The organism is Microvirga puerhi (assembly GCF_020089865.1).
GTDB classification, from domain to species: domain Bacteria; phylum Pseudomonadota; class Alphaproteobacteria; order Rhizobiales; family Beijerinckiaceae; genus Microvirga; species Microvirga puerhi.
Genome location: NZ_JAIRBM010000001.1, coordinates 416,492 through 440,814 on the forward strand (window position 1 = coordinate 416,492; position 24,323 = coordinate 440,814).

The following is a 24,323-nucleotide window of genomic DNA, read 5'->3' on the forward strand; positions in this document are numbered from 1 at the left end:
GCATCACCCTAGCGCTTCGCTGGAAAGAGGCCGGAAGGCCGGAAGAACAGGATGGCGGCCATGAAGATATAGATCAGCATGGGCGCGATGGCGCGTCCGGTTTGGCTCGCCGTCGCGGGGTCCAGAAAGAACCGCAGGATGTTCGGCGCAAAGGAGCGCCCGACCGTGTCCACGAGACCGATCAGAATGGCGGCCAGGAATGCACCTCTGATCGAACCGATGCCCCCGATCACGATGACCACGAAGGCGAGGATCAGGATATTGTCTCCCATGCCGGGCTCGACCGACAGGATCGGTGCGACCATCGCGCCGGCAAAGCCGGCCAGCATTGCGCCGAACCCGAACACGACCATGAAGAGACGTTGGATATTCACGCCGAGCGCCGAGACCATTTCCGGGTTCGTGGCACCGGCTCGCACCAACATGCCGACGCGAGTTCGGCTGACTAAAACATACAAAAGGAGAGCGACGGCAAGGCCTGCGGCGATGATCGCGAGCCGATAGACCGGATAGAGCAGGCCGTCCGTGATTTCGACGGAGCCGGACAGGATCTCGGGGACAGGGACGTTGAGGGGAGCAGCACCCCATACGAATTTTACGGCTTGGTTCAGAAAGACGATGACCCCGAACGTTGCGAGGACTTGGTCGAGGTGATCGCGATCATAGAGATGGCGAAAGACCAGGACTTCGAGAAGAAGCCCGAAAGCGAGGGCTGTCGGCAAGGCCAACAGCAGGGCGAGGCCGAAATTGCCCGTCCATGCAGTGAAGGCGGCCGCCAGATAGGCGCCGACCATGTATTGGACCCCATGCGCGAGGTTGATGAAGTCCATCACGCCGAAGACCAGGGTCAGCCCGGCGGCGATCAGGAACAGAATCAGCCCGAACTGAAGGCCGTTCAGAGCCTGGATGAATAGAAGGGTCGCTGTCATCGGCACTTCACAGGCGACATAAGGACCCGCCGGGCCTCGGCCCGACCGTCATGAGGTCCGTCGCGGTACGATGGTCCCGTCCTGGCATGCAGGACAGGACCATCAGGATCAAGGTCAACTTAGTTCGTCGCCGTGCATTCCTTGGCATAGGCGTCCGTATAGTCGTCGAACACCTTCTCTTCGATCTCGGTCTGGAACTTGCCGTCCGAGCGCTTGGCGATCTTCACCAGATAGAAGTCCTGGATGGGGAAGCCGTTGTTTCCGAACTTGAAATCGCCGCGCAGCGACTTGAAGTCGGCCTTCTTCAGGGCCGCGCGGAGCGCGTCCTTGTCCTCGGTCTTGCCGCCTGTCGCCTTCAGGGCGCTGTCGATCAGAAGGGCGGCATCGTAGGCATGCATCGCGTAGGAACCGGGCACGGCGTTGTAGGCCGCCTCATATTCCTTCACGAACGCCTTGTTCTGCGGCAAGTCGAGGTTGGGAGCCCAGTTGGAGCCACCAAACATGCCGATCGCAGCGTCCTGCTGCGCCGGCAGGGTCGACTCGTCGACGGTGAAGGCCGACAGGAACGGAATACGGTCGGCGAGTCCGGCGGCACGGTACTGCTTCACCAGGTTCACACCCATGCCACCCGGCATGAATGTGAAGATCGCGTCGGGCTTCATCGAGGCGATCTTGGCAAGCTCGGACTGGAAATCGAGGGTGTTGAGCGGAACGTAGGACTCTTCGACGATCTCACCCTTGTAGTGCCGCTTGAAGCCGGCGAGCGCATCTTTGCCGGCCTGATAGTTCGGCGCCAGGAGATAAACTTTCTTGTAGCCGCGATCTTGGGCGACCTTGCCCAGAACCTCGTGGTTCTGGTCGTTCTGGTAGGAGGTCGCGAAGAAGTACGGGCTGCAGCTCTTGCCTGCCAGGTTGGAAGGGCCGGCATTGGTGCTGATATAGAACGTCTTGGCATCGACGATCGGCTTCTGGATCGCCACGGCGACGTTCGAGAAGATTGGTCCGACGACGAAGTCGACCTTGTCGCGCTCGATCAGGCCCTTGACCTTGGTGACGGCCACATCCGGCTTGAGTTCGTCGTCGACCACGATCACGTCGACGTCACGGCCGCCGAGCTTGCCGCCAAAATCCTTCACAGCGAGCTGGAAGCCGTCGCGCGCCTGCTGGCCCAGCACGGCCGACGGGCCGGACAGGGTCAGCACGAGGCCGATCTTCAGCTTCTCCTGTGCCAGGGCCGGCGACGCCGCAAGTCCCATGGCGGCTGCGAAGCCCAGGCATTTGATTGTCAGGTTCATCATGTACTCCCGAATGGCTGTTCCCTGCGCGCGGTAGGGCCGCACTGCATCGTTGTTCTATCGGGACTCAGAGGAAGCCCCGTCGATGCTCGGCTGTAATCTGGCGTAATTCGGGCCGGCCGAACACTCCTTTTCGACGGGTGCCGGATTGCCCTCAATGCAGATCGGGATTGCCAAGCATTATTTGAAGCTTTAAATAATTTTCAGATTTCTTCAAGCGGATTGTTCCGCAGAATCGGGCGCAACGAACGACGCCCGTCCGCATCGATCGGACAGAGGAACGGACGATGGCTTACACGGCACACGTCGATACTTTCGCAAAGGACAACCTTCCACCACAGGATCAGTGGCCGGTCTTTCTCCATGACCGGCCGGAGCTGCAGTATCCGGAGCGCCTCAATTGCGCGGCGGCGTTTCTAGACCGTTGGGTGGAAGAGGGCAGGGGCGACGAAATCTGTATTCTCAGCCCAAGCGAGACTCTGACCTACCGCGCCCTTCAGGAGCGGGTGAACCGTATCTGCAACGTGTTGGTCGATAAGCTCGGCTTCGTGACGGGAAATCGCGTTCTCCTGCGCTCTGCCAACAATCCGATGATGGTCGCGCTTTATCTGGCTGTCCTGAAAGCTGGCGGCGTGGTCGTTGCGACCATGCCGCTCCTGCGCGCCAGGGAGATCGCCTATCCGATCAACAAGGCCAAGATCACGATCGCTTTTTGTGATCATCGTCTCAAGGACGAGATGGAGAAAGCTCACGCAATGGCGCCTGGGCTCGCGCATGTCGTCTACTGGGGAGATGGATCGGCGGATAGCCTGGAAGCAATGCTCGTCGATGCCTCGCCTGAGTTCAAGGCCGTCGATACCGCAGCCGATGACGTTTGTCTCATCGGATTTACGTCCGGCACGACCGGCGAGCCGAAGGGCACGATGCATTTCCACCGCGACATGCTGGCCGTTTGCGATGCTTATGCCGCTAACGTCCTGCGCGCTGATCAGACAGATCGCTTCATCGGCTCACCGCCACTTGCCTTCACATTCGGGCTCGGCGGCATCGTCCTGTTTCCGATGCGGATCGGCGCTTCGACGGTACTTTTGGAGAAGGCCGGGCCGGATGATCTATTGCCGGCGATTGCACAATATCGCGTGACGATCTGCTTCACGGCGCCCACCGCCTACCGGGCAATGCTCTCCAAGCTGAAGGATCACGACGTCTCGAGCCTTCGGAAATGTGTTTCTGCGGGCGAGCCTCTTCCGAAGGACACATTCAAAGCCTGGAAGGCCGCGACCGGCATCAGCTTAATGGACGGAATCGGCGCCACGGAGATGCTTCATATTTTCATTGCCGCCAAGGAGGACGACATCCTTCCTGGCGCAACGGGGAAACCCGTTCCGGGCTATGAAGCGAAGATCGTCGACGATGCAGGGCGCGATCTTCCACCGGGGGCGATCGGACGGCTCGCGGTTCGAGGCCCGACCGGCTGTCGTTATCTCGCCGATGACCGGCAGCGGAAGTACGTTCAGAACGGCTGGAACATCAGCGGTGATACTTACCTCCTGGATGAGGACGGTTACTTCTGGTACCAAGCCCGATCCGACGACATGATCGTATCCTCCGGCTACAATATCGCGGGTCCGGAGGTCGAGGCGGCGCTCCTGACGCATCCTGCGGTCGCCGAGTGTGGCGTCGTGGGCGCGCCGGACGATGGTCGCGGCATGATCGTCAAAGCCTACGTCGTCCTACGGGATGGGTTCGCTCCGGGCGCAGAGCTCACCAAGGTCCTCCAGGAGCACGTAAAGGCCGAGATCGCACCCTATAAGTACCCGCGCGCAATCGATTACGTCGAAGCTCTGCCGAAGACGCAGACGGGCAAGCTTCAGCGCTTCGCTCTCCGCCAAATGGCGGAAACGGCTAGGGAATCCGGTGGTCAAGCATCCGTGGCTTGATCACTATTTATTTTAAGCTTAAAATAAATTCGAATTGGTTTGGGATATGGTTCCATGAAGGTGGCAATCGTCGGCGGCGGTCCAGCGGGGCTGTACTTCGCGATCCTGATGAAGAAGCAATGGCCGCATGCGGACGTCGCGGTCTACGAACGCAATCGGGCTGACGACACGTTCGGCTTCGGCGTCGTGTTCTCCGATGCGACTCTGGACAATTTCGAGAAATACGATCGGCCAAGCTATGAGCGGATCACGCGGGAATTCGCTTACTGGGACGACATTGCCATCCATTTCAAGGGAACCATCCATCGTGTCGGCGGAAACGGATTCTGCGGTTGCTCCCGCCGTACCCTGCTGCTGATCCTCCAGGATCGGGCGGCGGAGCTTGGCGTGACCATCCACTACCAAGCTGAGATAGATGACGAGCGCACCTTCGCGGACGCCGATCTGGTGGTCGTCGCCGACGGCATCAACAGCCGCTTCCGGGAGCGCTTTGTCGATTACTTCCAGCCCGAGGTGGATCTGCGCCCGAACAAGTTCGCCTGGATGGGATCGACGAAGCCGCTCGACGCCTTCACATTCATCTTCCAAGAAACCGAGTGGGGCCCCTTTATCGCCCATGCGTACCAGTATGAGGCAAACCGCTCGACCTGGGTCTTCGAGACTGATCCCGAGACATTCGAGCGCGCAGGTTTGGGCCAGAAAAGTGAGGCCGAGGCGGCCGCTTTGATGGAAGAGATCTTCGGCTGGTTCCTGGGCGGTCACAGGATCCTCACGAACCGCTCGATTTGGCGGAACTTCCCGATGATCCGCAACAAGCGCTGGGTGCGCGGCAACATGGTGTTGCTCGGCGATGCCAAGGCGACGGCGCATTTCTCGATCGGCTCCGGGACCAAGCTCGCGATGGAAGATGCCATCGCTCTTTATGAGGCGCTGCTTCGCGACCAGATCGTTGATGGTGCGCTTGCCGTCTATGAGACGGGGCGACGCGAGGAAGTGGAGAAAACCCAGCACGCGGCCGATGTGTCCCTCGTCTGGTTCGAGCATGTCGCCCGGTTCTGGGATTTCGATCCCGTCCAGTTCTCGTTCGGGGTGATGACGCGTTCCAAGGCCATCACCTACGACAACCTGCGTCTGCGTGCTCCCGACTTCGTCGCCGATGTCGACCGGATGTTTGCACGACAGGTCCGCAAGGCCGGGTTCGATGTCTCCGTCGACGAACCGGCGGCGCCGATGTTCCAGCCGTTGCGCCTGCGCGACATGACCGTGGCAAACAGGGTCGTCGTCTCTCCGATGGACATGTATTCGGCCGTGGATGGCGTCCCCGGCGACTGGCACCTCGTCCATTACGGTTCCCGCGCAACAGGCGGTGCCGGCCTCATCTTTACGGAGATGACCTGCGTCTCCCCGGAAGCCCGGATCACCCTGGGCTGCACGGGCCTGTGGAACGATGAGCAGGAGAGAGCCTGGAAGCGGATCGTCGATTTCGTGCATGGGCATTCCGCAACCAAGATCTGTCTGCAGCTCGGGCATGCAGGCCGTAAAGGGGCCACGAAACTGATGTGGGAGGGGATCGACCGGCCTCTCGAGACGGGCGCGTGGGATATCTGCTCAGCCTCGGCCATCCCGTATTTTCCGGACAGCCAGGTGCCGCGCGAGATCAGCCGCGCTGAGATGGATGAGGTCAAGACACAATTCGTGTCCGCCGCCGAGCGGGGTGCGCGGGCCGGGTTCGACATGCTCGAACTCCACTGCGCCCACGGTTATCTGCTGGCGAGCTTCATCTCTCCGCTGACGAACAGGCGCACCGACGAATACGGCGGTTCTCTGGACAACCGGCTGCGCTTCCCGCTAGAAGTCTTCGACGCCATGCGGGAAGTCTGGCCGGCCCATAAGCCAATGTCCGTGCGCATCTCCGCGACGGATTGGGCCGAGGGCGGCGTTAGCGGCGACGATGCCGTCGAAGTCGCACGCGCCTTCGGAGAGCACGGGGTCGATCTGATGGATGTCTCCACCGGGCAGACCGTGAGCGAGGCGCGGCCGATCTATGGCCGCATGTTCCAGACGCCGTTCTCCGATCAGGTTCGCAACGAGGCGCTGGTTGCAACGATGTGCGTCGGCAACATCACCACGCCTGATCAGGTCAACACGATTCTGGCTGCCGGTCGCGCCGACCTCGTGGCGCTCGGCCGTCCACATCTCGTGGATCCCTTCTTCACCATGAAGGCTGCCGCCTGGTACGGCGCAGGCAATATCCATTGCCCGCCGCAATATCTCGCGGGTAAAGAGCAGGCTTTCCGAAACTCTGTTCGCGATCGGCAGGACTTCGAGGATCTCAAGCTGAAGGCCAGGCCGAAGACACGGGCCGAGTTGAAAATGGAGGCGGGAGAAGCGTCTCTCGCCGCAGAATGACATGAGCGGATTGCAGTTCCAGGGTCAGCATGCCCTCGTTACGGGAGGGACGCGCGGAATCGGCCGTGCCATCGCCGAAGCCCTTGCCGGTGCCGGTGCAACGGTCACCGTGCTCGGGCGTAACCGTGAGGCCCTGGAAAAACTCATCGATCAGGGAGAAGCTCATCGGGCCGCTGTCGCGGACGTCGCCGACGCGGAAGCTGTTCGAAAGGCTGTGGAGGAAGCGGCTGCGGGGAGCGGCCCGATCGATCTCCTGATTGCCAATGCCGGAGCGGCCGCCTCGGCGCCATTTCTGAAGACTGGTCCCGACATTTTCCGGCAAATGCTGGATGTCAATCTGCTAGGTGTCGCCAATGCAGCCCAAGCCGTTCTCAAGCCTATGGTCGATCGAGGATTTGGGCGCATCGTGGCCGTTGCCTCGACGGCCAGCTTGAAGGGTTATCCTTACGTCACCGCGTACTGTGCCGCAAAGCATGCAGTCATCGGACTGGTCCGCGCGTTGGCGCTGGAAACCGCGCAGACCGGGGTCACGATCAATGCTGTCTGTCCGGGCTATACGGACACGGATCTCGTCTCCAAAAGCCTGGATCGGATCGTCGACAAGACCGGTCGGAGCCGTGAAGAAGCTCTGAAAGAGTTCGTGAAACACAACCCGCAGGGGCGGCTCGTGGCGCCGCAGGAGGTTGCCGACACAGTGCTTTGGCTGTGCGGCCGCGGAGCTTCGGCCGTCACAGGACAGGCCATCGCCGTAGCGGGGGGAGAGATCTGAGATGAGCGATCACGCGATCCCTCTCGATGCTGAGACCAAGGCCGTGGAGATGCCGGAGGACCACCGCGACGAGCTGCGTCTCTGGCTGCGCCTGCTGACCTGTTCCAATCTCATCGAGGGCGAGGTGCGCAGGCGCCTGCGCGAGCGCTTCGATGTCACCCTGCCGCGTTTCGATCTGATGGCGCAGCTCGACAAGGCGCCTGACGGGATGACGCTGTCGGACTTGTCCAAGCGCATGATGGTGTCCAATGGCAATCTGACGGGCCTCGTGGAGCGGCTCGTTGCATCCGGCCATCTGGAGCGTCGGGTATCGGAGCTCGACCGGCGGGCGCAGATCATCCGATTGACTGAGGCCGGACAGGCCGAGTTCAGGACGATGGCCGCCGAGCATGAGAGCTGGATCGCAGAGCTTTTCGGTGACCTGACCGAGAAGGAGCAGCGTGACCTCATGCGCCTCCTCGCCAAGACGAAACTTTCCGCGCGCCGAGCTGTATCGGGAGAAGCCTGATGACCCACTTTGCCAACCCGATTACGCTGCCATTGGCTGAGTATTCACCGCGTCATTTCCTCCTGTCTGTTCGTGGCCCCGTTGCAACGGTGACTCTCAACCGCCCGGAGAAAAAGAATCCGCTGACATTCGAAAGCTATCGGGAGCTCACCGATTTTTTCCATGCCTGCGCCAAGGACGACGCCGTGAAGGCGATCGTCGTCGTGGGGGCTGGCGGGAACTTCTCCTCCGGCGGGGATGTCTTCGAAATCATCGGCCCGCTGGTGGAAATGGACACAAAAGGCCTGACGGCCTTTACGCGCATGACGGGGGAACTCGTCAAAGCCATGCGAGCCGCACCGCAACCGGTGATCGCGGCCGTTGACGGCATCTGCGCAGGCGCAGGTGCAATCGTTGCCATGGCGTCGGATCTGCGTCTTTCGACGCCTGACGCCAAAGTTGCGTTCCTTTTCAACAAGGTCGGTCTCGCCGGCTGCGACATGGGGGCCTGTGCCATCCTGCCGAGGATCATCGGGCAGGGGCGTGCTTCGGAACTCCTTTACACGGGCCGCTTCATGAGCGCGGAGGAGGGAGAGAGGTGGGGCTTCTTCAGTCGTCTGGTTGCCGCTGAAAGCCTGCTGGATGAAGCGAGCAAGCTCGCGCAGGCCATCGGAAGCGGCCCGACCTATGCCAATACGATGACCAAGCGCATGCTGGCCATGGAATGGGCCATGTCGGTCGAAGAAGCGATCGAAGCCGAGGCCGTCGCTCAAGCGCTCTGCATGACGACGGAGGATTTCGCTCGCGCTTATCGGGCCTTTGCGGCCAAGGAAAAGCCCGTCTTTCAGGGAGATTGAGATGATCGATCAAAGCTTCCTGTCCTGGCCCTTCTTCGAGGAGCATCACCGGCGCTTCGCTCATGCTTTAAGCGAATGGGCGGACACCGCCCTCGACGAGGTCATCGACCATGACGATGTCGACGGCTCGTGCCGTGCACTCGTGCAGCGGCTGGGCGAGGACGGATGGCTCAAGGCCGTCGTTCCACATGACTACGGCGGCATGACTCCGACCTTCGACGTGCGCCTCCTCTGCCTCGCTCGTGAGATCCTGGCTTATCGGGACGGTCTTGCGGATTTCGCGTTTGCCATGCAGGGACTTGGCACCGGGGCTGTCACCCTGTTCGGATCCGATGCGCTGAAGGGCCTCTATCTTCCGCGTGTCGCGCGTGGGGAAGCGATTGCCGCGTTCGCCCTTTCCGAGCCGGAGGCCGGATCGGATGTGGCTGCGATGAGCACCACCGCTACGCCGGACGGAACAGGCCATGTTCGCATCGACGGCATCAAGACGTGGATCTCGAACGGTGGGATCGCCGATCATTACGTCGTCTTCGCGCGATCTGGAGAGGGGCCGGGCGCGAAGGGGCTTTCCGCCTATATGGTGGATGCCGGAACACCTGGACTGACGATCCAGGAGCGTATTGAGGTCATCGCTCCGCATCCGCTTGCCACCCTGCATTTCGAAGGATGTCGTATTCCGCTCAGTCACCGCATCGGCGGACCGGGCGAGGGCTTCAAGGTCGCTATGGGAACACTCGACGTCTTCCGATCGACAGTCGGCGCCGCAGCACTTGGATTTGCGCGGCGCGCGATGGACGAAGCTCTGACCCATTCGGCGTCACGACGGCTCTTCGGAGCTCCCTTGGCCGATCTGCAGATGACGCAAGCAACCCTCGCTGATATGGCAACTCTCGTCGATACCTCGGCGCTCGCCGTCTATCGCGCCGCGTGGACCAAGGACCAAGGAGCACCCCGCGTGACGCGTGAAGCGGCGCTCGCCAAGCTTCATGCGACGGAATCCGCCCAGAACGTCATCGACAAGGCCGTGCAGATTTTCGGAGGCGCCGGCGTTCGAAAGGGTATGAAGGTCGAGGAGCTTTATCGCGATATCCGCGCACTCCGCATCTATGAGGGAGCGACCGAGGTCCAAAAGATCATCATCGCCCGCGAGATGCTGAAGTTGTTCGCAGCCCGGCAACATGCCGGATCCGCAACGCACCGAGCTACGGCGTGACGGAATGGCTCCAATAAACGATACCAGCATGGCGGATGCCTCAGACACCTTGGTCGCACGCAGTGCTTGGCAAACGCGGGTGCCTGTCCGATTTTCACACTGCGACCCTGCCGGAATCGTCTATTTCGCGCGCTATTTCGACCTGCTCAACGGCGTCGTCGAGGACTGGTTTTGCCAGGGCCTCGGCATCGACTATCACGAGATGATCGGGCCAAGGCGCACCGGGCTCGGTTTCGCCAGCGCCGGTGCCGAGTTCGTTAAGCCAGGTTTCATGGGCGACTGCCTCGATTGCACGGTCCTGGTGGATCGAATCGGACGATCGTCGCTCACTTTCCATATCCATGCGACCCGAGCCGAGGAGCCGATCCTCACCGCGCGCTTCGTGATGGTAACCACATCCCTCGAAACCCATCGCTCCGTCCCGCTGCCTGACGATTTGCGCGCGGCGTTGGAACGCTATTGGAAGATCTGCCAATGACATCAGCAATCAGCACCAAGTCGCGATCTACCCCTCCGGACGGCGTGGAGGTCTTGCATCCGAAGAACTGGCCGCAGCCCAAAGGATATTCGAATGGCATGATGGCCGAGGGCAGGATTCTCGTCACGGGTGGTATCGTCGGATGGGACGAGAGCGGTGTTTTTCCGAAGGGATTCGTGGCGCAGGCGCGTCAAACCCTTGCGAACATCATGGCCATTCTGGCTGAAGGCGGAGCGGGTCCGGAACACATTCTGCGTCTGACCTGGTATGTGGTCGATATCGACGACTATCTTGCGCAGCTACGCGAGTTGGGGAGAGCTTATCGGGAGGTCTTGGGCACCCATTATCCCGCCATGGCCCTGGTCCAGGTCGTCCGTCTGGTCGAGAAGGAAGCTCTGGTCGAAATCGAGGCGACTGCGGTCGTGCCGAAGAGTGCGTAGGCGATAGGGGGAAGTCAGTGGACGTCAAATTGGAACGGCTCCCGGGCCAGGTCGCCTGCATTCGCATCGACCGCCCCGAGGCCCGAAACGCGCTCAACGCCGCCGTGCGTGAGCGGCTGGCGGAGATCTTCATCGAGATCGCACAGGATGAAACGGTACACTGCGCGGTCCTGGCGGGAACCGACAAGGTCTTCGCGGCCGGCGCCGACATCAAGGCGATGGCAACCGCAGAGCCGGTCGATATGATGCTTCGCGCCGGGGAACGAACATGGGCCCCTCTCAAAGATTTTCCCAAGCCTCTGATCGCCGCTGTGAACGGCTATGCCCTTGGTGGCGGATGCGAACTCGCCATGCACGCCGATATCATCATCGCGGGCGAGGGAGCTCGGTTCGGACAACCTGAGATCAAGGTCGGAATCATCCCCGGAGCCGGGGGCACGCAGCGCTTGGTCCGGGCGGTGGGTAAGTTCAAGGCGATGAAGATCCTGCTGACGGGCGAGCCCATCGCTGCACGTGAGGCGGAGGCCATGGGACTGGTCAGCGAGGTTGTGCCGGATGGGGAGGTGCTCGATCGTGCACTTGCCCTGGCCCGCCAAATTGCTGCCATGCCGCAACTCGCCGCTCGCAAGATCAAAGAGTTGGTTCTGCAAGGCAGCGACCTTCCGCTCGAAGCGGCCCTGCTGCTCGAGCGCAACACTTTCCAGCTCATGTTCGGAACCGCCGATCAGAAGGAAGGCATGGCTGCCTTTCTTGAGAAGCGTGCTCCGTCTTTCACAGGCCGCTGACTATGATGTTCGATCTGTCGCGCTCCGACCTGACGCTGGGCATTGTCGGCGCCGGGATCATGGGACGGGGAATCGCGCAGGTCGCAGCGGAGGCAGGAGTTCGGGTCGTTCTCGCCGATGCACGACCGGAGGCCGTCGCTGAGGCCCTGACATTCTGTGCCGACATGATCCGCCGCAAGGCGGAGAAAGGGACGATTTCCGAGGACGAGGCGGCGAAGGCCGTTGGTCTGATCCGGAAAGGGGAACTCTATCAAGATCTCGCAGCCTGCCACGTAGTGGTCGAGGCTGTCGCAGAACGACTGGATATCAAGCACGAGGTTATCGCTGGCCTTGAAGGCGCCGTGAGCGAGACATGCATTATCGCCAGCAATACGTCGTCCCTGTCGATCGCCGGGATTGCCGCGAAAGCACGCCTTCCCGAGAGGATTGCAGGACTGCATTTCTTCAACCCCGTCCCACTGATGCGTCTGGTAGAGGTCATCGGCGGTGCCAGGACCGAGGAAGCCGTACTGACGGCTTTGACCGTGCTCGTGCACCGGATCGGGCACAAGCCTGTTCGCGCGCTCGATACGCCCGGTTTCCTCGTCAATCACGCGGGCCGTGCCTTTGGAACGGAAGCGCTTCGCATCGTCTCCGAAGGCATCGCTGACTTTGCCGACGTCGACCGTGTCATGACGGAAGCCGCCGGTTTTCGCCTGGGACCTTTCGAGCTCCTCGACCTGACCGGCCTCGATGTCTCGCATCCGGTCATGGAGTCGATTTACCACCAATACTATGAGGAGCCGCGGCACCGTCCGGTCGTCACGACGGCCCAACGGCTTGCCGCCGGACTGCTGGGGCGTAAGGCAGGGCAGGGCTTCTATCGCTACGTCAACGGCAAGGCTGAGAAGGCGCCGGAACCTAAGCCTCCGCCAGCCGACTTCTCGCGTCCCGTTTGGATTTCCAGTCGTTTTCCCACAGAGGCTTCAGCTCTCCGGCTCCGCCTTGAGAAGGCGGGTGCGAAAATCGAAACGGGTATAAAGCCGTCTCCCGATGCCGTTGCCATTCTGACGCCCTTAGGAACGGATGCTACGACCTCGGCGCTCGCGGAGAACCTCGATCCGACTCGCTGCGTCGCTATCGACTGCCTGTTCGATCTCGATCGTCGTAGGACCCTGATGCATACGCCGGCGACGGCTCCGGACGTTTTGGAGGCGACGCATGGTCTTCTGGCGGCGGACGGCACGGCCGTCACGGTCATTCACGACAGCCCAGGCTTCATCGCGCAGCGGATCATTGCCTCGATGGTGAATGTAGCTGCCGAAATCGCCCAACAGCGCATCGCTTCCCCTGAAGACATCAATGTCTCTACGGAAATGGGACTTGGATATCCACGAGGCTCCCTGCGCTTCGGCGACGAACTCGGCCCTGCCAGGATCCTCGCCGTCCTTGATGCGTGCCATGCTTTCTATGGCGATCCGCGCTACCGTGCTTCGCCATGGCTCAGGCGTCGCGCCATGTTAGGCCTTCCCTTGACTGCACCGGAGCGCCGTACCTAGCGGATCGCGGGGAACGGACAGCAGGTTCCTCGCTCAGGTGGGTCTTCCGCCTGTACCGGCGGTGCCGTAGTCGCCCGCCGGAAGTCGCATTGCGTAAGGCATCCTTTCCTGTCACAGCGGCTTCTCCAATGGCAACTGAGAGATGCTTGCGATTCTCGGCTGCATTCCGATGTGAGCCCCCTCTCATGCTTGAAGACCAAAACCTTCTGCTGAACCAGTTTTTTACGCTCTGGGCGATGCTTGACCCGATCAGTCACCTTCCGCTTTTTCTGGGTGCGACGGCGGAGCTCAACGGACGCGAACGACGTCGCGCCGCGATGATGGCTGTCGGATTTGCCTTCTCCATCCTGATTTTCTTTGGAATTGCAGGCCAATATCTCCTGCACGCGATGGGAATTTCGTTGATGTCCTTCCAGATCGCAGGCGGGCTCATTCTCCTCCTGTTTTCTATCTCGATGGTGCTCTCCGAGCCGCCGGCTACGACCAGCGCCACATCGCTATCCGCCAACCCGCTCAACGTGGCAGTCTATCCTCTGAGCACACCGATCATTGCCGGGCCGGGCGCCATGCTGTCCATCATCATCCTGACGGATAACAACCGCTTCACCATTGCAGAGCAGATGACCACCTTCGCCGTGCTCGGTGTGGTTCTGGCCCTGCTTCTGACAATTTTCATGCTCGGCGATGTGATCGGCAAGTTCATCGGCCGCGGCGGGACGAATGTGCTTCGTCGGGTCATGGGGGTCATCCTGGCCGCTTTGTCGGTCAATCTCATCGTTTCGGCGCTAGCACAGTGGCTCAATCTCCCGCCAATCTGAGCGGCTCCGGTTCTCCGGAGCACCAAGACCGCTCTCCGGCCAGCAAGGCTTGAGCTGCGCGATTTCTCCCCGGATTTTGGAACAAGTTTTCATTATTAGCCGGCAACCTGATTGCGGCTGCGGCGTAAGCGGACTATGCAGAACGTTTGGATTCTGCCGCAACCGTGAGGAATGAATGTCCGCGACTGCCGTCCTGATTCATCTCCTGGGAGAGATCGCCCTCCTTCTATGGGGGATCAACATGGTCAACAGCGGGGTGCAGCGCGCGTTCGGCAGTGATTTGCGGTGGATCCTGGGTGTCGGGCTGAAAACGCGCCTTCACGCCTTCCTTGCGGGACTCGGCGTCACGACGGTGCTTCAGAGCAGCACGGCGACGGCTCTGATGGTCGCGTCGTTCACGGCCGGTGGGGCAGTTGACCTCGTGCCGGCGCTCGCAGTGATGCTCGGAGCGAATGTCGGTACGACCCTCATCGTTCAGGTTCTGTCCTTCGACATCAGCCTCATCTTCCCGGTTTTGATCTTCGGCGGATATATCGGCTTCCGCCGCGGTTCATCGAGCCGTGCTCGGGATCTGGGCCGCGTCGTCATCGGTCTCGGGCTGATGCTGTTGTCGCTCCATCTGCTGACCGAGACGATTCGGCCGATCGAATCCTCTGTGGTGCTCAAGAGCCTGCTGGCATCTATCGCGCCAGACCCATTGATCCTCGTCCTCCTCGCTGCGGCACTCGCTTGGGCCGCCCATTCGAGCGTCGCCGCGATCCTCTTCATCATGTCTCTCGCATCCGCCGGGGTCATCGATTCGCATTCGGCGTTGGCTATGGTACTGGGCGCCAATCTCGGCAGCTCCCTCAACCCATTGCTGGAGGGGACAGGCGGCGACCCCGTGAAGCTCCGCGTTCCGTTCGGTAATCTAGCGATGCGAGTGATCGGTTGCGCGGTGGCTCTGCCGCTGATCGACCCGCTCCTGACCTATATGAACATGTTCGACCCCAACCCATCGCGGTTGGCGGCGAATTTTCATACGCTTTTCAATGTCGTGCTGGCGGCGATCTTCATTCTGCCGTTGCCCTGGATCGCAACCCTGCTGCTCCGGTTCTTCCCGGAGAAGGTTCGAGCGTCGGATCCGAGTGTCCCGCAATATCTTGATAGCGACGCTCTCGATACGCCGTCGGTGGCGCTGTCAAATGCGGCGCGGGAAGTGCTGCGGATGGCCGATATCGTCGAGACGATGCTGCGCGGATCCCAGGACCTTTTCCATGAAGGTGACGTGTCTCGCGTCGATGCGATCAGCCGCACGGACGACGTAGTCGATCGTCTCTACAGCGCGGTACGCCGCTATCTGAGCTCCATCAACCACGAGGCCCTCAGCGACGAGGAGGCCAAGCGCCTATCCGATATCCTGGCCTTCGCGATCAATTTGGAGCATGTGGGCGACATCATCGACAAGAATCTGATGGAACTCGCGGCCAAGCGGATCAAGAATCATCTGCGCCTGCCGAAGGATAGCCTCGCCGACATCGACAATATGCACGCGAAGCTGCTGGAGCATCTCCAGCTCGCGGCCTCCGTTCTGATGTTCCAGGACATCGGATCTGCCCGCCGCCTGGTGGCCGAGAAGGAAGGTTTTCGCGATCTGGAAAGAGCGATTACGCAACGGCATTTCGAACAGCTTCGCTCAGGAAAGGTCGTCGGTGACACCTCGGCGCTCCAGCTGGATATCGTCCGGGATCTGAAGCGCATCGAGGCGCATATTGCGGCAACCGCGCATTCTCTCCTTGAGCAGACCGGCGACCTGAAGCCAAGCCGCCTGACATCCTGATCAGGACAAGCCGCCGCGCTCCTTGAGTTCATGCCAGTTCGCATACCGGACCTGCTCTGGCAGGCCGATATCGCGTCTTTCGTGATCGGAAAGGTGGCTGAAGTTGGAAATCAGCGGAGCCTGCAGACATGTCGTTGCAGGCTTCCACCACAGCTTCAGGCGAAACCAAACGCCCTCGACGCCGCGCAAGCGACGCACGTCCTCGTATCTCATGGCGATCATCCGATTGTTACGGAGCCGATGGAATTCCCTTCGGCGACTGGTTGGAGGATGCGCCCACATCCGAGTCTTGACAAAGCGAAAGGCAGATGTCTGCCATAAGGCAGGCTTATGGGTTAGCCATGTCCAAGAATTCTCTTAAACTTCCGCCGATGAGCGCCGTTCGGGTCTTTGAGGCCGCGGCTCGCCACCAGAGCTTCACGAGGGCCGCCGAGGAGTTAGGGATGACCCAGGCGGCGGTCAGCTACCAGATCCGAATGCTGGAGGATCGTGTCGGAGCGCCGCTTTTCGTGCGTCACGCACGCCATGTGGCCCTGACAGCCCACGGAAGCCAATTGGCTCCGTCCGTGACGGAAGCTTTCGACCTGTTGCGAGCAGCCTTCGACGGAATCGACGAGGCGGTACAGGCGACGCTGAGCATCACCACTCTGACGACGGTCGCAGCCAACTGGCTGGTGCCTCGCCTTGGGCGCTTTCAGCAGCTCCATCCCGGAATCGCCGTCCAGATCGACGTCAACTCGCAACTGGTCGATTTCTCTAAAAGCGATTTCGATCTTGGAATTCGCAGCGGTACCGGCACGTGGCCGGGCTTGGAATCCCATTTCCTCTTTCCAAACCAGTTTACGCCGGTCTGCAGCCCAGACCTCCTGCGGCGCGCAAATCTGAGGGAGCCGGCAGATCTGCTGAACCTCCCCCTGATCGCGCCGAGCGATCCGTGGTGGCAGGACTGGTTCACGGCCGCCGGCGTCTCCTGTATCGACCTGTCCAACCGCCCGGATTTTTCTCTGGGGGCCCAGCAATTCGAAGGAATGGCCGCCATGGCGGGGCAGGGCGTTGCCCTCGTCAATCCCTTTTTCTTCCGCGGCGATCTGGCGGAGGGTCGTCTCATCCAGCCCTTCGATCTCGTTGTCACAGCAGATCGAAGCTATTGGATCGTCTATCCCAAGGCCCGCCGCCGGGCACACAAGATTCAAGCGTTTCGGGATTGGCTGACCAGCGAGCTGGCGAGCGATGCGAAGAGAATGGATGCGTCAGATCCTAAACAGGCTCTCGCCTGATCGGGATCATCTCATTCGGCGGCCTTGATCGCACTTGTGCCGGACTTCAGACCGACGAGACGTGTCAGGAGCGCCGGGTCCTTGAGGATGGCGATCCGCTCTTTGGGCTTGAGCCAGGCCAGGACATCCTCGATCGTCTCGGCATCGCCCAGCTTCGCCTCCGCCAAGGCGCGGTCGGTTTCGATCTCGCCCCTTTTCCTGCGAGAAGTCGGCGATAGCATCTCCACATGCCGCTCGCGCAGTTCGGGATCGCAGTAGAGAGACAGAAGACCATCCTGATCGTCGTACCCGAAGGTCGCATTTCGCTGCTGCAGTTCGTTGGCCCTGATCGCAATCGCCGGGGGCCTGAACTCCTCTGGCGTCCTCAGTAAGCCAAGGCGCTTCAGGGCCAATCCTGCTCCCAGCTGGCCACTGAGCCAGGAGAGGGGGATTGCCAGCAGCAGGCCGAGGATCGTCGGTGACATCCAGAGAAACAGGGACGTCGCGATCATGAAAGCCGAAATGCCGCTCAAGAGGCCGAGGACGGTGTGCCAACGGTGGCGGCGGACAATGTCCCGCAAGGGGATCGATCCATCGTCACGACGCTGGGGTTGCCATCCCGTGTCGCGTCCGAGAAGGATCTGGAACACCGAACCGGATTGAATCAGCATCAGGATCGGCGCCAGAAGCGCCGAGAGGATGATCTCGATCAGGGACGATAGCACGACCCTGATGCCGCCGCCGGAGGCCCGGCGCTCATGACCCCGCAGGAGCATCAGGAGCGTGCCAAAGATCTTGGGAGCAAGCAGAATCCCCATCGTCAGAGCGAACAGGGCCAGCGCTCGCTCGGGATCGAACCGCGGCCAGATCGGATACAGCCGGAAGTCGCGAGCGAAATATTCGGGCCGAATATAGGTCGTTTGCAGGACCAGCGCGATACCGACGATCAGCTGGAACAGCCAGAAGGGGGATGCGAGGTAGGACATGATCCCCGTGGCGAAGTGCTGTCGCGTCGGCAGCTTCAGGCCCTTCGCGCCGATGACTCGCATATGCTGGAGATTGCCCTGGCACCAGCGACGGTCTCGCGCGGAGAGATCGATCAGCGATGGAGGGCTTTCTTCATAGGACCCATCGAGATCCGCCAACATATACACGTCCCAGCCGGCCCGTCGCAAAAGAGCCGCCTCGACGAAATCGTGGCTGAGGATGTGACCGCCGAACGGTGGCCTGCCCTTGAGATCCGGCAGACCTGCCTGGTCGGCAAAGGCTCTGGTGCGGATGATCGCGTTGTGCCCCCAGTAATTACCATCCCGTCCCATCCATACGGAAAGGCCCATGGCGATCACCGGCCCCGTTACCCGGGCTGCGAACTGCTGCAGGCGGGCGAAGAGGGTGTTGCGATTGATGATCAGCGGCAGCGACTGAATGATGCCCGCATCGGGATCGGCCTCCATCGCCGCAGCAAGGCGCACGATGCATTCGCCGGTCATGAGGCTGTCCGCATCGAGGACGAGCATATGCTCGTAATGGCCACCCCAGCGCATCACGAAGTCCGCGATGTTGCCCGCCTTGCGATGATGGTTCTTCTCCCGGTGCCGGTAGAAGAAACGCGCCTGCGGCCCCAAGCGTTGGCGCAAAGCCAGGAACGCGCGCTCCTCCGCAATCCACGCCTCGGGATCCGTGGTATCCGAAAGGATGAAGTAGTCGAAATGAGCGCCGAGTCCGGTCGCCTCGACCGATTCATGGATCGCTTCGAGTGCCGCATAGGTTCGCGATGTCTGTTCGTTGTAGACCGGCATGACGATAGCCGTCCGGCACGACAGGGTCGTCGGTAGGGGCCCGCGACCCCGGGACTGGGACAGAAGCGCGAAGAAACCCAGAAGCGCGCTCGTGAAGGCGACGGCGATCCATGAGAAGTTGACGGTAAAAAGCGCAACCAGCAGCCACTGCAGCACGGTAGTCCGGCTGACCGACACCACCTGGTACATTTCATAGGTGCCGTAGCCGGTCAGGATCAGGCCGCCGCCGAAAACGAACAAACGCGCCAGATAGGTCCGCCAGCGGGAACGGTCGACGACCGGCTTGCGCTCCTGGGAGGCAGACCACCGTCCGAGCGATTGAGTCGGCATCTCGAGACGATTCTCGGGCGGCATAGCGGGTTCCAGCCGCCCCTTCGCGGTATTCTTCGTGTCGGGACCTATGGTGTCCAACGATAGAGCCATGTTTCGCTAATCTGCTTCCCGCCAGCTTCGAGAATGAGGCGCATCTCAGACGTGTTTTCGTTACCCGGGTCAAGTTCGAAGACTACACGGACCGCCTTTCGTTCCGGATAAGGCCAAACCTTAAGGTTATGAAATGAACCTGGGCTGACCGTAAGGACAGATTTAAGGTCCTGGGGGAGATTGTCACCCAGAGTATCCCCTACGAACTCGACTGCAAACTTCCTGCGACGCCCGGTCGAGCCTCGACCCACCCGCGTTCCCGTGACCGTCGCAAGCGGCGGCCGTTCGGGAGGGGTCCAGCACCAATATTGCCGATAGGCAAACGGCACTTCGGAGCCGGGAGCCATCGGAGCCTTCGGGCGCCAATAGGTGAGAATGTTGTCGTTGATCTCGGCGTCCGTCGGAATTTCAAGGAGTTGGACACTGCCCTGGGACCAATCGCCCAACGGCTCGATCCAAAGACTCGGCCGGCGTTCGAAGCGGGCCTCATCGTCCTGAAACGTCTCGAAGGACCGATCGCGCTGGATCAGACCGAAGCCGCGCGGAGACTCGTCGACGAAGGCGGAAATCTGCAGCGTGTCGGGGTTTTGAAGCGGCCGCCAGAGCCATTCCCCCTTGCCGTTCAGCATCTGAAGGCCCGTCGATTCATAAACGGCAGGGCGGAAATCATCCGCATTGCGACGGTCATTCGGTCCATAGAAATAGGTCGATCCGATCCCGCCGAGCCCCACGTGATCCAGATTGACGCGCGGGAAGAGGGTCAGCTCGACATCGACGATGGTCATGTCGCCAGGCCGGAAGGTCATGCGAATGGCGGCGGACGCGGATTCCGAGTCGATGATTCCATGCGCCGTCAGGCTGTTGCTGCCGATGGCGGGCCGCTCGAGCCAGAACGCCCGGAAGGATGGAAATTCCTCTCCCTTCGGATCCGCTGGTTTGAGGGTGAGGGCCCGGGCGATCGCTCCGAAGTTCTGGCCTCGTGCAATGGCGCGGAAAAACGTCGCACCTTGAACGATTGCGAAATCGAAGGGAGGGGTGTCAGGGGAGACCCCTATGAGCCGGAAACCGGAAAAACCGATATCCGTAAGGTTAGCCGGAACATTGATACGGCCGAAATCGAACTTCGTCGGATCATAGCCGATCCGGCGCACGGCGCCGTCTTCCACGAGAAAGATGTCGACCGTGTTCGTGAACACGAACCCGCGATGGAGGGGTTCGACGGCGATGCCGCGCCCCTCTTGGATCCAGATCGGCTGTTGCGACGACTTGATGCCGATATACTGTTCGTAATTGAGATTCGAGAAGACGTCAGGCAGATCGTTCGGCGGCGCAACAAAGGGCTTCTTCGCCAGTTGGCGCGCGATATCCACCACGACTGCCGGATCAAACCGCTGACCGTCTCCCATTCGCGCCTGTATGGTCGCCTGAAAAGTCTGGGCTCGAAGAGGCGACGAATATGCGAGGCCGGCGAGAGACACGCCGAGATAGGCCAGCATGTCGCGCCGACGGGGATGGAAGAGGCGCGGGGCCTTCGAAACAGGCACGGCAGAACTCATGTGTGAACGGGGCAAATAAGCCGGGCAGAGGTGAGCCCGTACATATCAGCAAAGATAGGGCTGAAGGAAACGAATTGGTGGGTGACTTGAGCATTTTAATGAACGGATGATTGCCGGAATACCCCGGAATGGGCTAGCAGCCCTGCAAACCGCAGCTGGAACGAAACCCTATGACACCCTCTTCCCCCATGAACGCGTCGTCCCGGACCTGCCTCGCCGTCGTTCTCGCGGCCGGCGAGGGGACGCGCATGAAATCCAAAACACCGAAGGTCATGCATGCGATCGCCAACCGCTCCATGCTCGGACACGTCCTCGCCGCCGTCGCCGCAGCGGGCGCAGATCGGATCGCTGTGGTCGTGGGACCGGATCGGGATGACGTAGCGAAAGAGGCGCGTCGGCACTTCGCCGATCCGGAGATCTTCATTCAGAAAGACAGACTTGGCACGGGACATGCCGTTCTGAGTGCGCGCGACGCCCTGGCGCGGCAGCCGGACGACGTCATCGTCGTCTATGCGGACACGCCCCTGGTCAGCATCGAGACATTGGCGCGATTGCGGGAGCCGCTTTCGCGAGGAGCTGCCGTCGTGTCGCTCGGCTTCGAGGCCAAGGACCCGACGGGGTATGGCCGCCTCATCCTGTCCGGCAATGAACTCATGGATATTCGCGAGCACAAGGATGCAAGCGAAGAAGAGCGGGCGATTCGCCTCTGCAACGGCGGTCTCATGGCGCTCAGGGGTGATGTGGCGCTCAGCTTGCTCGACAGGATCGACAACAAGAACGCCAAGGGCGAATACTATCTGACCGACGCGGTAGCGATTGCCCGCACGCTCGGGCACAAGGCGGAGGCCATTGTCGTCTCCGAGGAGGAGGTCCACGGCGTCAACGACCGGGCACAGCTCGCTCAGGCCGAAGCGATGATTCAGGGGCGGCTACGTCAGAGGGCGATGATCGACGGCGCGACCCTCGTAGCGCCTGAGACCGTGTTTCTGAGTTACGATACGAAGCTCGGTCGGGATGTGGTCGTCGAGCCGCATGTGGTGTTCGGACCGGGTGTCGTCGTCGAGGACGGTGTTGTGATTCACAGCTTCAGCCATCTGGAAGGGGCGACGATCGCGTCGCATTCCGGCATCGGCCCATTCGCACGTCTGCGGCCAGGAGCCGCCGTCGGCGCAGGAGCGAAGATCGGCAACTTCGTCGAGATCAAGAATACCCAGCTCGGAGCAGGCGCGAAGGTCAGTCACCTGACCTATCTCGGCGACGCGAGCGTCGGGGCCGAGGTCAATATCGGCGCCGGTGCGATCACCTGCAATTACGATGGGTTCAACAAGCATCGGACTGAAATCGGGGACGGCGCCTTCATCGGATCGAACTCATCGCTCGTGGCGCCGGTGCGGATCGGAGCGGGAGCTTTCGTGGGTTCCGGGTCGGTCATTACCGAGGACATCCCCGAGGATGCCCTTGCTCTCGCCCGCGGGCGGCAGGTGACGAAAGAGGAATGGGCACGGAATTTCCGGCTCAAGTCAAAGGCTTCGAAGTCGAAATGATGCTATATGTCACAATCGGTCATGGAAGTTGATTTGAGGTAACCCTCTCGCCTTTGTAGCAGAACCGTAAGCTTAACGGGCGAAGAGCCTTCAAGGGACATGACTCCACATGTGCGGAATCGTTGGAATCGTCGGCAATGAACCGGTTGCCGAGCAGATCGTCGAGGCTCTCAGGCGGCTTGAATATCGCGGTTACGATTCTGCCGGCGTCGCAACTCTGGAGAACGGCCAACTGGACCGCCGTCGCGCGGAAGGAAAGCTGCGTAACCTCGAGGTCAAGCTGTCGCAGGCGCCGCTGTCCGGCGTGATCGGCATCGGGCATACCCGTTGGGCGACACATGGCAAGCCGAACGAGACCAATGCCCATCCGCACGCCACCGACAGACTGGCGGTCGTCCATAACGGCATCATCGAGAATTTCCGTGAGCTGAAGGCCTTTCTCGAGACGAAGGGGATGCGCTTCGAGACCGAGACGGACACAGAGGTCGTCGCACAACTCGTCACCTACGAGATGCGCCAGGGACGCCCGCCGATAGAGGCAGTGGCCGTGACTCTGCCGCGCCTGCGGGGAGCTTTCGCTCTAGGTTTTATCTTCTCTGGCGAGGACGATCTGATGATCGGTGCGCGTCACGGCGCGCCGCTTGCTATCGGCTATGGGGATGGCGAGACCTATCTCGGTTCCGATGCGCTCGCACTTGCACCTTTGACGGATGAGATCGCCTACCTCGAGGATGGAGATTGGGCCATCCTGCGCCACAAGAGCGTCGATATTCACGACGAGAACGGCCAGCTGGTGCATCGCCCGCGTCATAAAATTCTTTCCGGCTCATTCATCGCAGACAAGGGCAATTACCGGCACTTCATGGCCAAGGAGATCCATGAACAGCCAGAGGTCGTCGGCCGGACGCTTGCACACTACGTGAACTGCACGGCCGGTCGGGTCGAGCTGCCCATCGATCTTCCATTTGACTTCAAGGACCTGAAACGGATTTCGATCTCTGCCTGCGGTACGGCCTATCTGGCCGGTCTGATTTCGAAATACTGGTTCGAGCGGCTGGCTCGTATTCCAGTCGAGATCGATGTGGCGTCCGAGTTCCGCTACCGGGAAGCGCCGATGGAGCCGGGCGAACTTGCTCTCTTCGTGTCGCAATCCGGCGAAACCGCCGACACGCTGGCCTCCCTGCGCTATGCGAGTGCCGAGGGGCAGCATGTACTGTCAGTCGTGAACGTTCCCACTTCGACGATGGCGCGCGAAAGCGATGTGATCGCCTCGACGCTCGCCGGCGTGGAGGTCGGAGTCGCCTCGACGAAGGCGTTCACGTGTCAGCTCACGGTGCTCCTTGCGCTCGCAATCGCCGCCGGACGGGCCCGCGGGACGCTTAGCGCCGAAGATGAGAAGACAATCGTAGATGCCCTCATCGGCGTTCCCGGACTCATGAGCGAGGCCATCAAGCGCGAACATCAGATCGAGATCCTCGCGCGCGAGGTCTCCAAGGCCAAGGATGTTCTCTATCTCGGACGTGGGACATCCTATCCGCTGGCGCTCGAAGGAGCCCTGAAGCTGAAGGAAATCTCCTATATTCACGCGGAAGGTTATGCGGCCGGTGAATTGAAGCACGGTCCGATCGCACTCATCGACGAAGCCATGCCGGTGATCGTCATCGCCCCGCACGATTCCGTGTTCGAAAAGACCGTGTCGAACATGCAGGAAGTTGCCGCTCGTGGCGGGCGCATCATTCTCATCACGGACGAGAAGGGCGCTCTCGAAGCCGGACTCGATACGATGGCGACCATCGTCATGCCGATGGCCCACCCCATCGTCGCGCCTATCGTGCACGCGGTGCCGATCCAGCTGCTTGCGTATCACACCGCCGTCTTCATGGGCAAAGACGTCGATCAGCCACGCAATCTCGCGAAATCGGTGACGGTGGAGTGATCTCTCCGTAAGCTGGCACTCTGTCTCGTCAG

General features: G+C 61.0%; 20 protein-coding genes. 15 read left to right on the forward strand and 5 right to left on the reverse strand.

All coding sequences use genetic code 11. The annotated features are described in order from the left end of the window. Positions 1 to 8: 8 nt before the first annotated feature. Both K9B37_RS01990 and K9B37_RS01995 read right to left on the reverse strand, forming a co-directional pair. Entirely contained in the window at positions 9 to 929 is a 921-nt protein-coding gene (locus K9B37_RS01990) for a branched-chain amino acid ABC transporter permease (protein WP_224311101.1), read from the reverse strand. A gap of 119 nt (positions 930 to 1,048) precedes the next feature. Continuing rightward, on the reverse strand, positions 1,049 to 2,224 hold the full coding sequence (locus tag K9B37_RS01995; protein ID WP_224311203.1) for an ABC transporter substrate-binding protein: 1,176 nt from the start codon (positions 2,222 to 2,224) through the stop codon (positions 1,049 to 1,051). A gap of 287 nt (positions 2,225 to 2,511) precedes the next feature. Here K9B37_RS01995 and K9B37_RS02000 point away from each other — a divergent pair, with 287 nt between their 5' ends. From K9B37_RS02000 to K9B37_RS02055, 12 genes are all read left to right on the forward strand, one after another. Further along, entirely contained in the window at positions 2,512 to 4,164 is a 1,653-nt protein-coding gene (locus K9B37_RS02000; RefSeq protein WP_224311102.1) for a benzoate-CoA ligase family protein, read from the forward strand. 54 nt (positions 4,165 to 4,218) lie between these two features. Next, positions 4,219 to 6,573, forward strand: coding sequence for a bifunctional salicylyl-CoA 5-hydroxylase/oxidoreductase (locus K9B37_RS02005; RefSeq protein ID WP_224311103.1), 2,355 nt, complete (start codon positions 4,219 to 4,221; stop codon positions 6,571 to 6,573). 1 nt (position 6,574) lies between these two features. Further along, positions 6,575 to 7,342 carry an SDR family NAD(P)-dependent oxidoreductase gene (locus K9B37_RS02010; RefSeq protein WP_224311104.1) on the forward strand — a complete coding sequence of 256 codons (768 nt, stop codon included), beginning with the start codon at positions 6,575 to 6,577 and terminating at the stop codon, positions 7,340 to 7,342. A 1-nt stretch (position 7,343) separates the two neighbouring features. Next, positions 7,344 to 7,850 (forward strand): MarR family winged helix-turn-helix transcriptional regulator, encoded by a 507-nt coding sequence (locus tag K9B37_RS02015; protein ID WP_224311105.1) that lies wholly within the window; start codon positions 7,344 to 7,346, stop codon positions 7,848 to 7,850. Beyond that, entirely contained in the window at positions 7,850 to 8,686 is an 837-nt protein-coding gene (locus K9B37_RS02020) for an enoyl-CoA hydratase family protein (RefSeq protein ID WP_224311106.1), read from the forward strand. Before K9B37_RS02015 ends, K9B37_RS02020 begins: the two co-directional genes overlap by 1 nt. 1 nt (position 8,687) lies before the next feature. Continuing rightward, positions 8,688 to 9,899 (forward strand): acyl-CoA dehydrogenase family protein, encoded by a 1,212-nt coding sequence (locus tag K9B37_RS02025; protein ID WP_224311107.1) that lies wholly within the window; start codon positions 8,688 to 8,690, stop codon positions 9,897 to 9,899. 28 nt (positions 9,900 to 9,927) lie between these two features. Continuing rightward, entirely contained in the window at positions 9,928 to 10,377 is a 450-nt protein-coding gene (locus K9B37_RS02030; protein WP_224311108.1) for an acyl-CoA thioesterase, read from the forward strand. After that, complete coding sequence (locus K9B37_RS02035; protein ID WP_224311109.1) at positions 10,374 to 10,817, forward strand: RidA family protein; 444 nt, start codon at positions 10,374 to 10,376, stop codon at positions 10,815 to 10,817. Before K9B37_RS02030 ends, K9B37_RS02035 begins: the two co-directional genes overlap by 4 nt. A 17-nt stretch (positions 10,818 to 10,834) precedes the next feature. Beyond that, positions 10,835 to 11,602 carry an enoyl-CoA hydratase-related protein gene (locus tag K9B37_RS02040; protein ID WP_224311110.1) on the forward strand — a complete coding sequence of 256 codons (768 nt, stop codon included), beginning with the start codon at positions 10,835 to 10,837 and terminating at the stop codon, positions 11,600 to 11,602. A gap of 2 nt (positions 11,603 to 11,604) precedes the next feature. After that, a complete protein-coding gene (locus K9B37_RS02045; protein ID WP_224311111.1) occupies positions 11,605 to 13,140 on the forward strand; it encodes a 3-hydroxyacyl-CoA dehydrogenase in 1,536 nt (511 codons plus the stop codon). Between the two features lie 185 nt (positions 13,141 to 13,325). Continuing rightward, positions 13,326 to 13,958 (forward strand): MarC family protein, encoded by a 633-nt coding sequence (locus K9B37_RS02050; RefSeq protein WP_224311112.1) that lies wholly within the window; start codon positions 13,326 to 13,328, stop codon positions 13,956 to 13,958. Between the two features lie 175 nt (positions 13,959 to 14,133). Then, positions 14,134 to 15,777: a Na/Pi cotransporter family protein gene (locus K9B37_RS02055; RefSeq protein ID WP_224311113.1), complete on the forward strand. Its 1,644-nt coding sequence runs from the start codon at positions 14,134 to 14,136 to the stop codon at positions 15,775 to 15,777. On the opposite strand, the gene K9B37_RS02060 is transcribed toward K9B37_RS02055, so the two are convergent. Beyond that, on the reverse strand, positions 15,778 to 15,990 hold the full coding sequence (locus tag K9B37_RS02060) for a hypothetical protein (protein WP_224311114.1): 213 nt from the start codon (positions 15,988 to 15,990) through the stop codon (positions 15,778 to 15,780). It lies immediately after the preceding gene. A gap of 128 nt (positions 15,991 to 16,118) precedes the next feature. On the opposite strand from K9B37_RS02060, the gene gcvA reads away from it, so the two are divergent. Further along, positions 16,119 to 17,054 (forward strand): transcriptional regulator GcvA, encoded by a 936-nt coding sequence (gene gcvA / locus K9B37_RS02065; RefSeq protein ID WP_224311115.1) that lies wholly within the window; start codon positions 16,119 to 16,121, stop codon positions 17,052 to 17,054. Between the two features lie 11 nt (positions 17,055 to 17,065). Here gcvA and mdoH read toward each other — a convergent pair whose 3' ends face one another. Continuing rightward, positions 17,066 to 19,255 (reverse strand): glucans biosynthesis glucosyltransferase MdoH, encoded by a 2,190-nt coding sequence (mdoH, locus tag K9B37_RS02070; RefSeq protein WP_224311116.1) that lies wholly within the window; start codon positions 19,253 to 19,255, stop codon positions 17,066 to 17,068. Continuing rightward, positions 19,231 to 20,799, reverse strand: a complete 1,569-nt coding sequence (locus K9B37_RS02075; protein ID WP_224311117.1) for an OpgD/OpgG family glucan biosynthesis protein — start codon at positions 20,797 to 20,799, stop codon at positions 19,231 to 19,233. The genes mdoH and K9B37_RS02075 overlap by 25 nt, the downstream gene beginning before the upstream one ends. A 182-nt stretch (positions 20,800 to 20,981) precedes the next feature. Between K9B37_RS02075 and glmU the strand changes: the two genes are divergently transcribed. Then, the gene (gene glmU, locus K9B37_RS02080) at positions 20,982 to 22,355 is read left to right on the forward strand and encodes a bifunctional UDP-N-acetylglucosamine diphosphorylase/glucosamine-1-phosphate N-acetyltransferase GlmU (protein WP_224311118.1); all 1,374 of its coding nucleotides are present in this window, start codon (positions 20,982 to 20,984) and stop codon (positions 22,353 to 22,355) included. A 109-nt stretch (positions 22,356 to 22,464) separates the two neighbouring features. Continuing rightward, positions 22,465 to 24,291: a glutamine--fructose-6-phosphate transaminase (isomerizing) gene (glmS, locus tag K9B37_RS02085; RefSeq protein WP_224311119.1), complete on the forward strand. Its 1,827-nt coding sequence runs from the start codon at positions 22,465 to 22,467 to the stop codon at positions 24,289 to 24,291. Positions 24,292 to 24,323 lie beyond the last annotated feature (32 nt).

What these genes read in the sequence shown, in the direction of transcription:
- K9B37_RS02050 (WP_224311112.1), top strand. Translation starts at nt 13,326, where the DNA reads ATGCTTGAAGACCAAAACCTTCTGCTGAACCAGTTTTTTACGCTCTGG.
- K9B37_RS02005 (WP_224311103.1), top strand. Translation starts at nt 4,219, where the DNA reads ATGAAGGTGGCAATCGTCGGCGGCGGTCCAGCGGGGCTGTACTTCGCG.
- K9B37_RS02030 (WP_224311108.1), top strand. Translation starts at nt 9,928, where the DNA reads ATGGCGGATGCCTCAGACACCTTGGTCGCACGCAGTGCTTGGCAAACG.
- glmS (WP_224311119.1), top strand. Translation starts at nt 22,465, where the DNA reads ATGTGCGGAATCGTTGGAATCGTCGGCAATGAACCGGTTGCCGAGCAG.
- K9B37_RS02025 (WP_224311107.1), top strand. Translation starts at nt 8,688, where the DNA reads ATGATCGATCAAAGCTTCCTGTCCTGGCCCTTCTTCGAGGAGCATCAC.
- K9B37_RS02035 (WP_224311109.1), top strand. Translation starts at nt 10,374, where the DNA reads ATGACATCAGCAATCAGCACCAAGTCGCGATCTACCCCTCCGGACGGC.
- K9B37_RS01995 (WP_224311203.1), bottom strand. Translation starts at nt 2,224, where the DNA reads ATGAACCTGACAATCAAATGCCTGGGCTTCGCAGCCGCCATGGGACTT.
- K9B37_RS02055 (WP_224311113.1), top strand. Translation starts at nt 14,134, where the DNA reads ATGTCCGCGACTGCCGTCCTGATTCATCTCCTGGGAGAGATCGCCCTC.
- K9B37_RS02000 (WP_224311102.1), top strand. Translation starts at nt 2,512, where the DNA reads ATGGCTTACACGGCACACGTCGATACTTTCGCAAAGGACAACCTTCCA.
- K9B37_RS02020 (WP_224311106.1), top strand. Translation starts at nt 7,850, where the DNA reads ATGACCCACTTTGCCAACCCGATTACGCTGCCATTGGCTGAGTATTCA.
- mdoH (WP_224311116.1), bottom strand. Translation starts at nt 19,255, where the DNA reads ATGGCTCTATCGTTGGACACCATAGGTCCCGACACGAAGAATACCGCG.
- K9B37_RS02060 (WP_224311114.1), bottom strand. Translation starts at nt 15,990, where the DNA reads ATGAGATACGAGGACGTGCGTCGCTTGCGCGGCGTCGAGGGCGTTTGG.
- K9B37_RS02010 (WP_224311104.1), top strand. Translation starts at nt 6,575, where the DNA reads ATGAGCGGATTGCAGTTCCAGGGTCAGCATGCCCTCGTTACGGGAGGG.
- K9B37_RS02015 (WP_224311105.1), top strand. Translation starts at nt 7,344, where the DNA reads ATGAGCGATCACGCGATCCCTCTCGATGCTGAGACCAAGGCCGTGGAG.
- K9B37_RS02045 (WP_224311111.1), top strand. Translation starts at nt 11,605, where the DNA reads ATGATGTTCGATCTGTCGCGCTCCGACCTGACGCTGGGCATTGTCGGC.
- K9B37_RS01990 (WP_224311101.1), bottom strand. Translation starts at nt 929, where the DNA reads ATGACAGCGACCCTTCTATTCATCCAGGCTCTGAACGGCCTTCAGTTC.
- gcvA (WP_224311115.1), top strand. Translation starts at nt 16,119, where the DNA reads ATGTCCAAGAATTCTCTTAAACTTCCGCCGATGAGCGCCGTTCGGGTC.
- glmU (WP_224311118.1), top strand. Translation starts at nt 20,982, where the DNA reads ATGACACCCTCTTCCCCCATGAACGCGTCGTCCCGGACCTGCCTCGCC.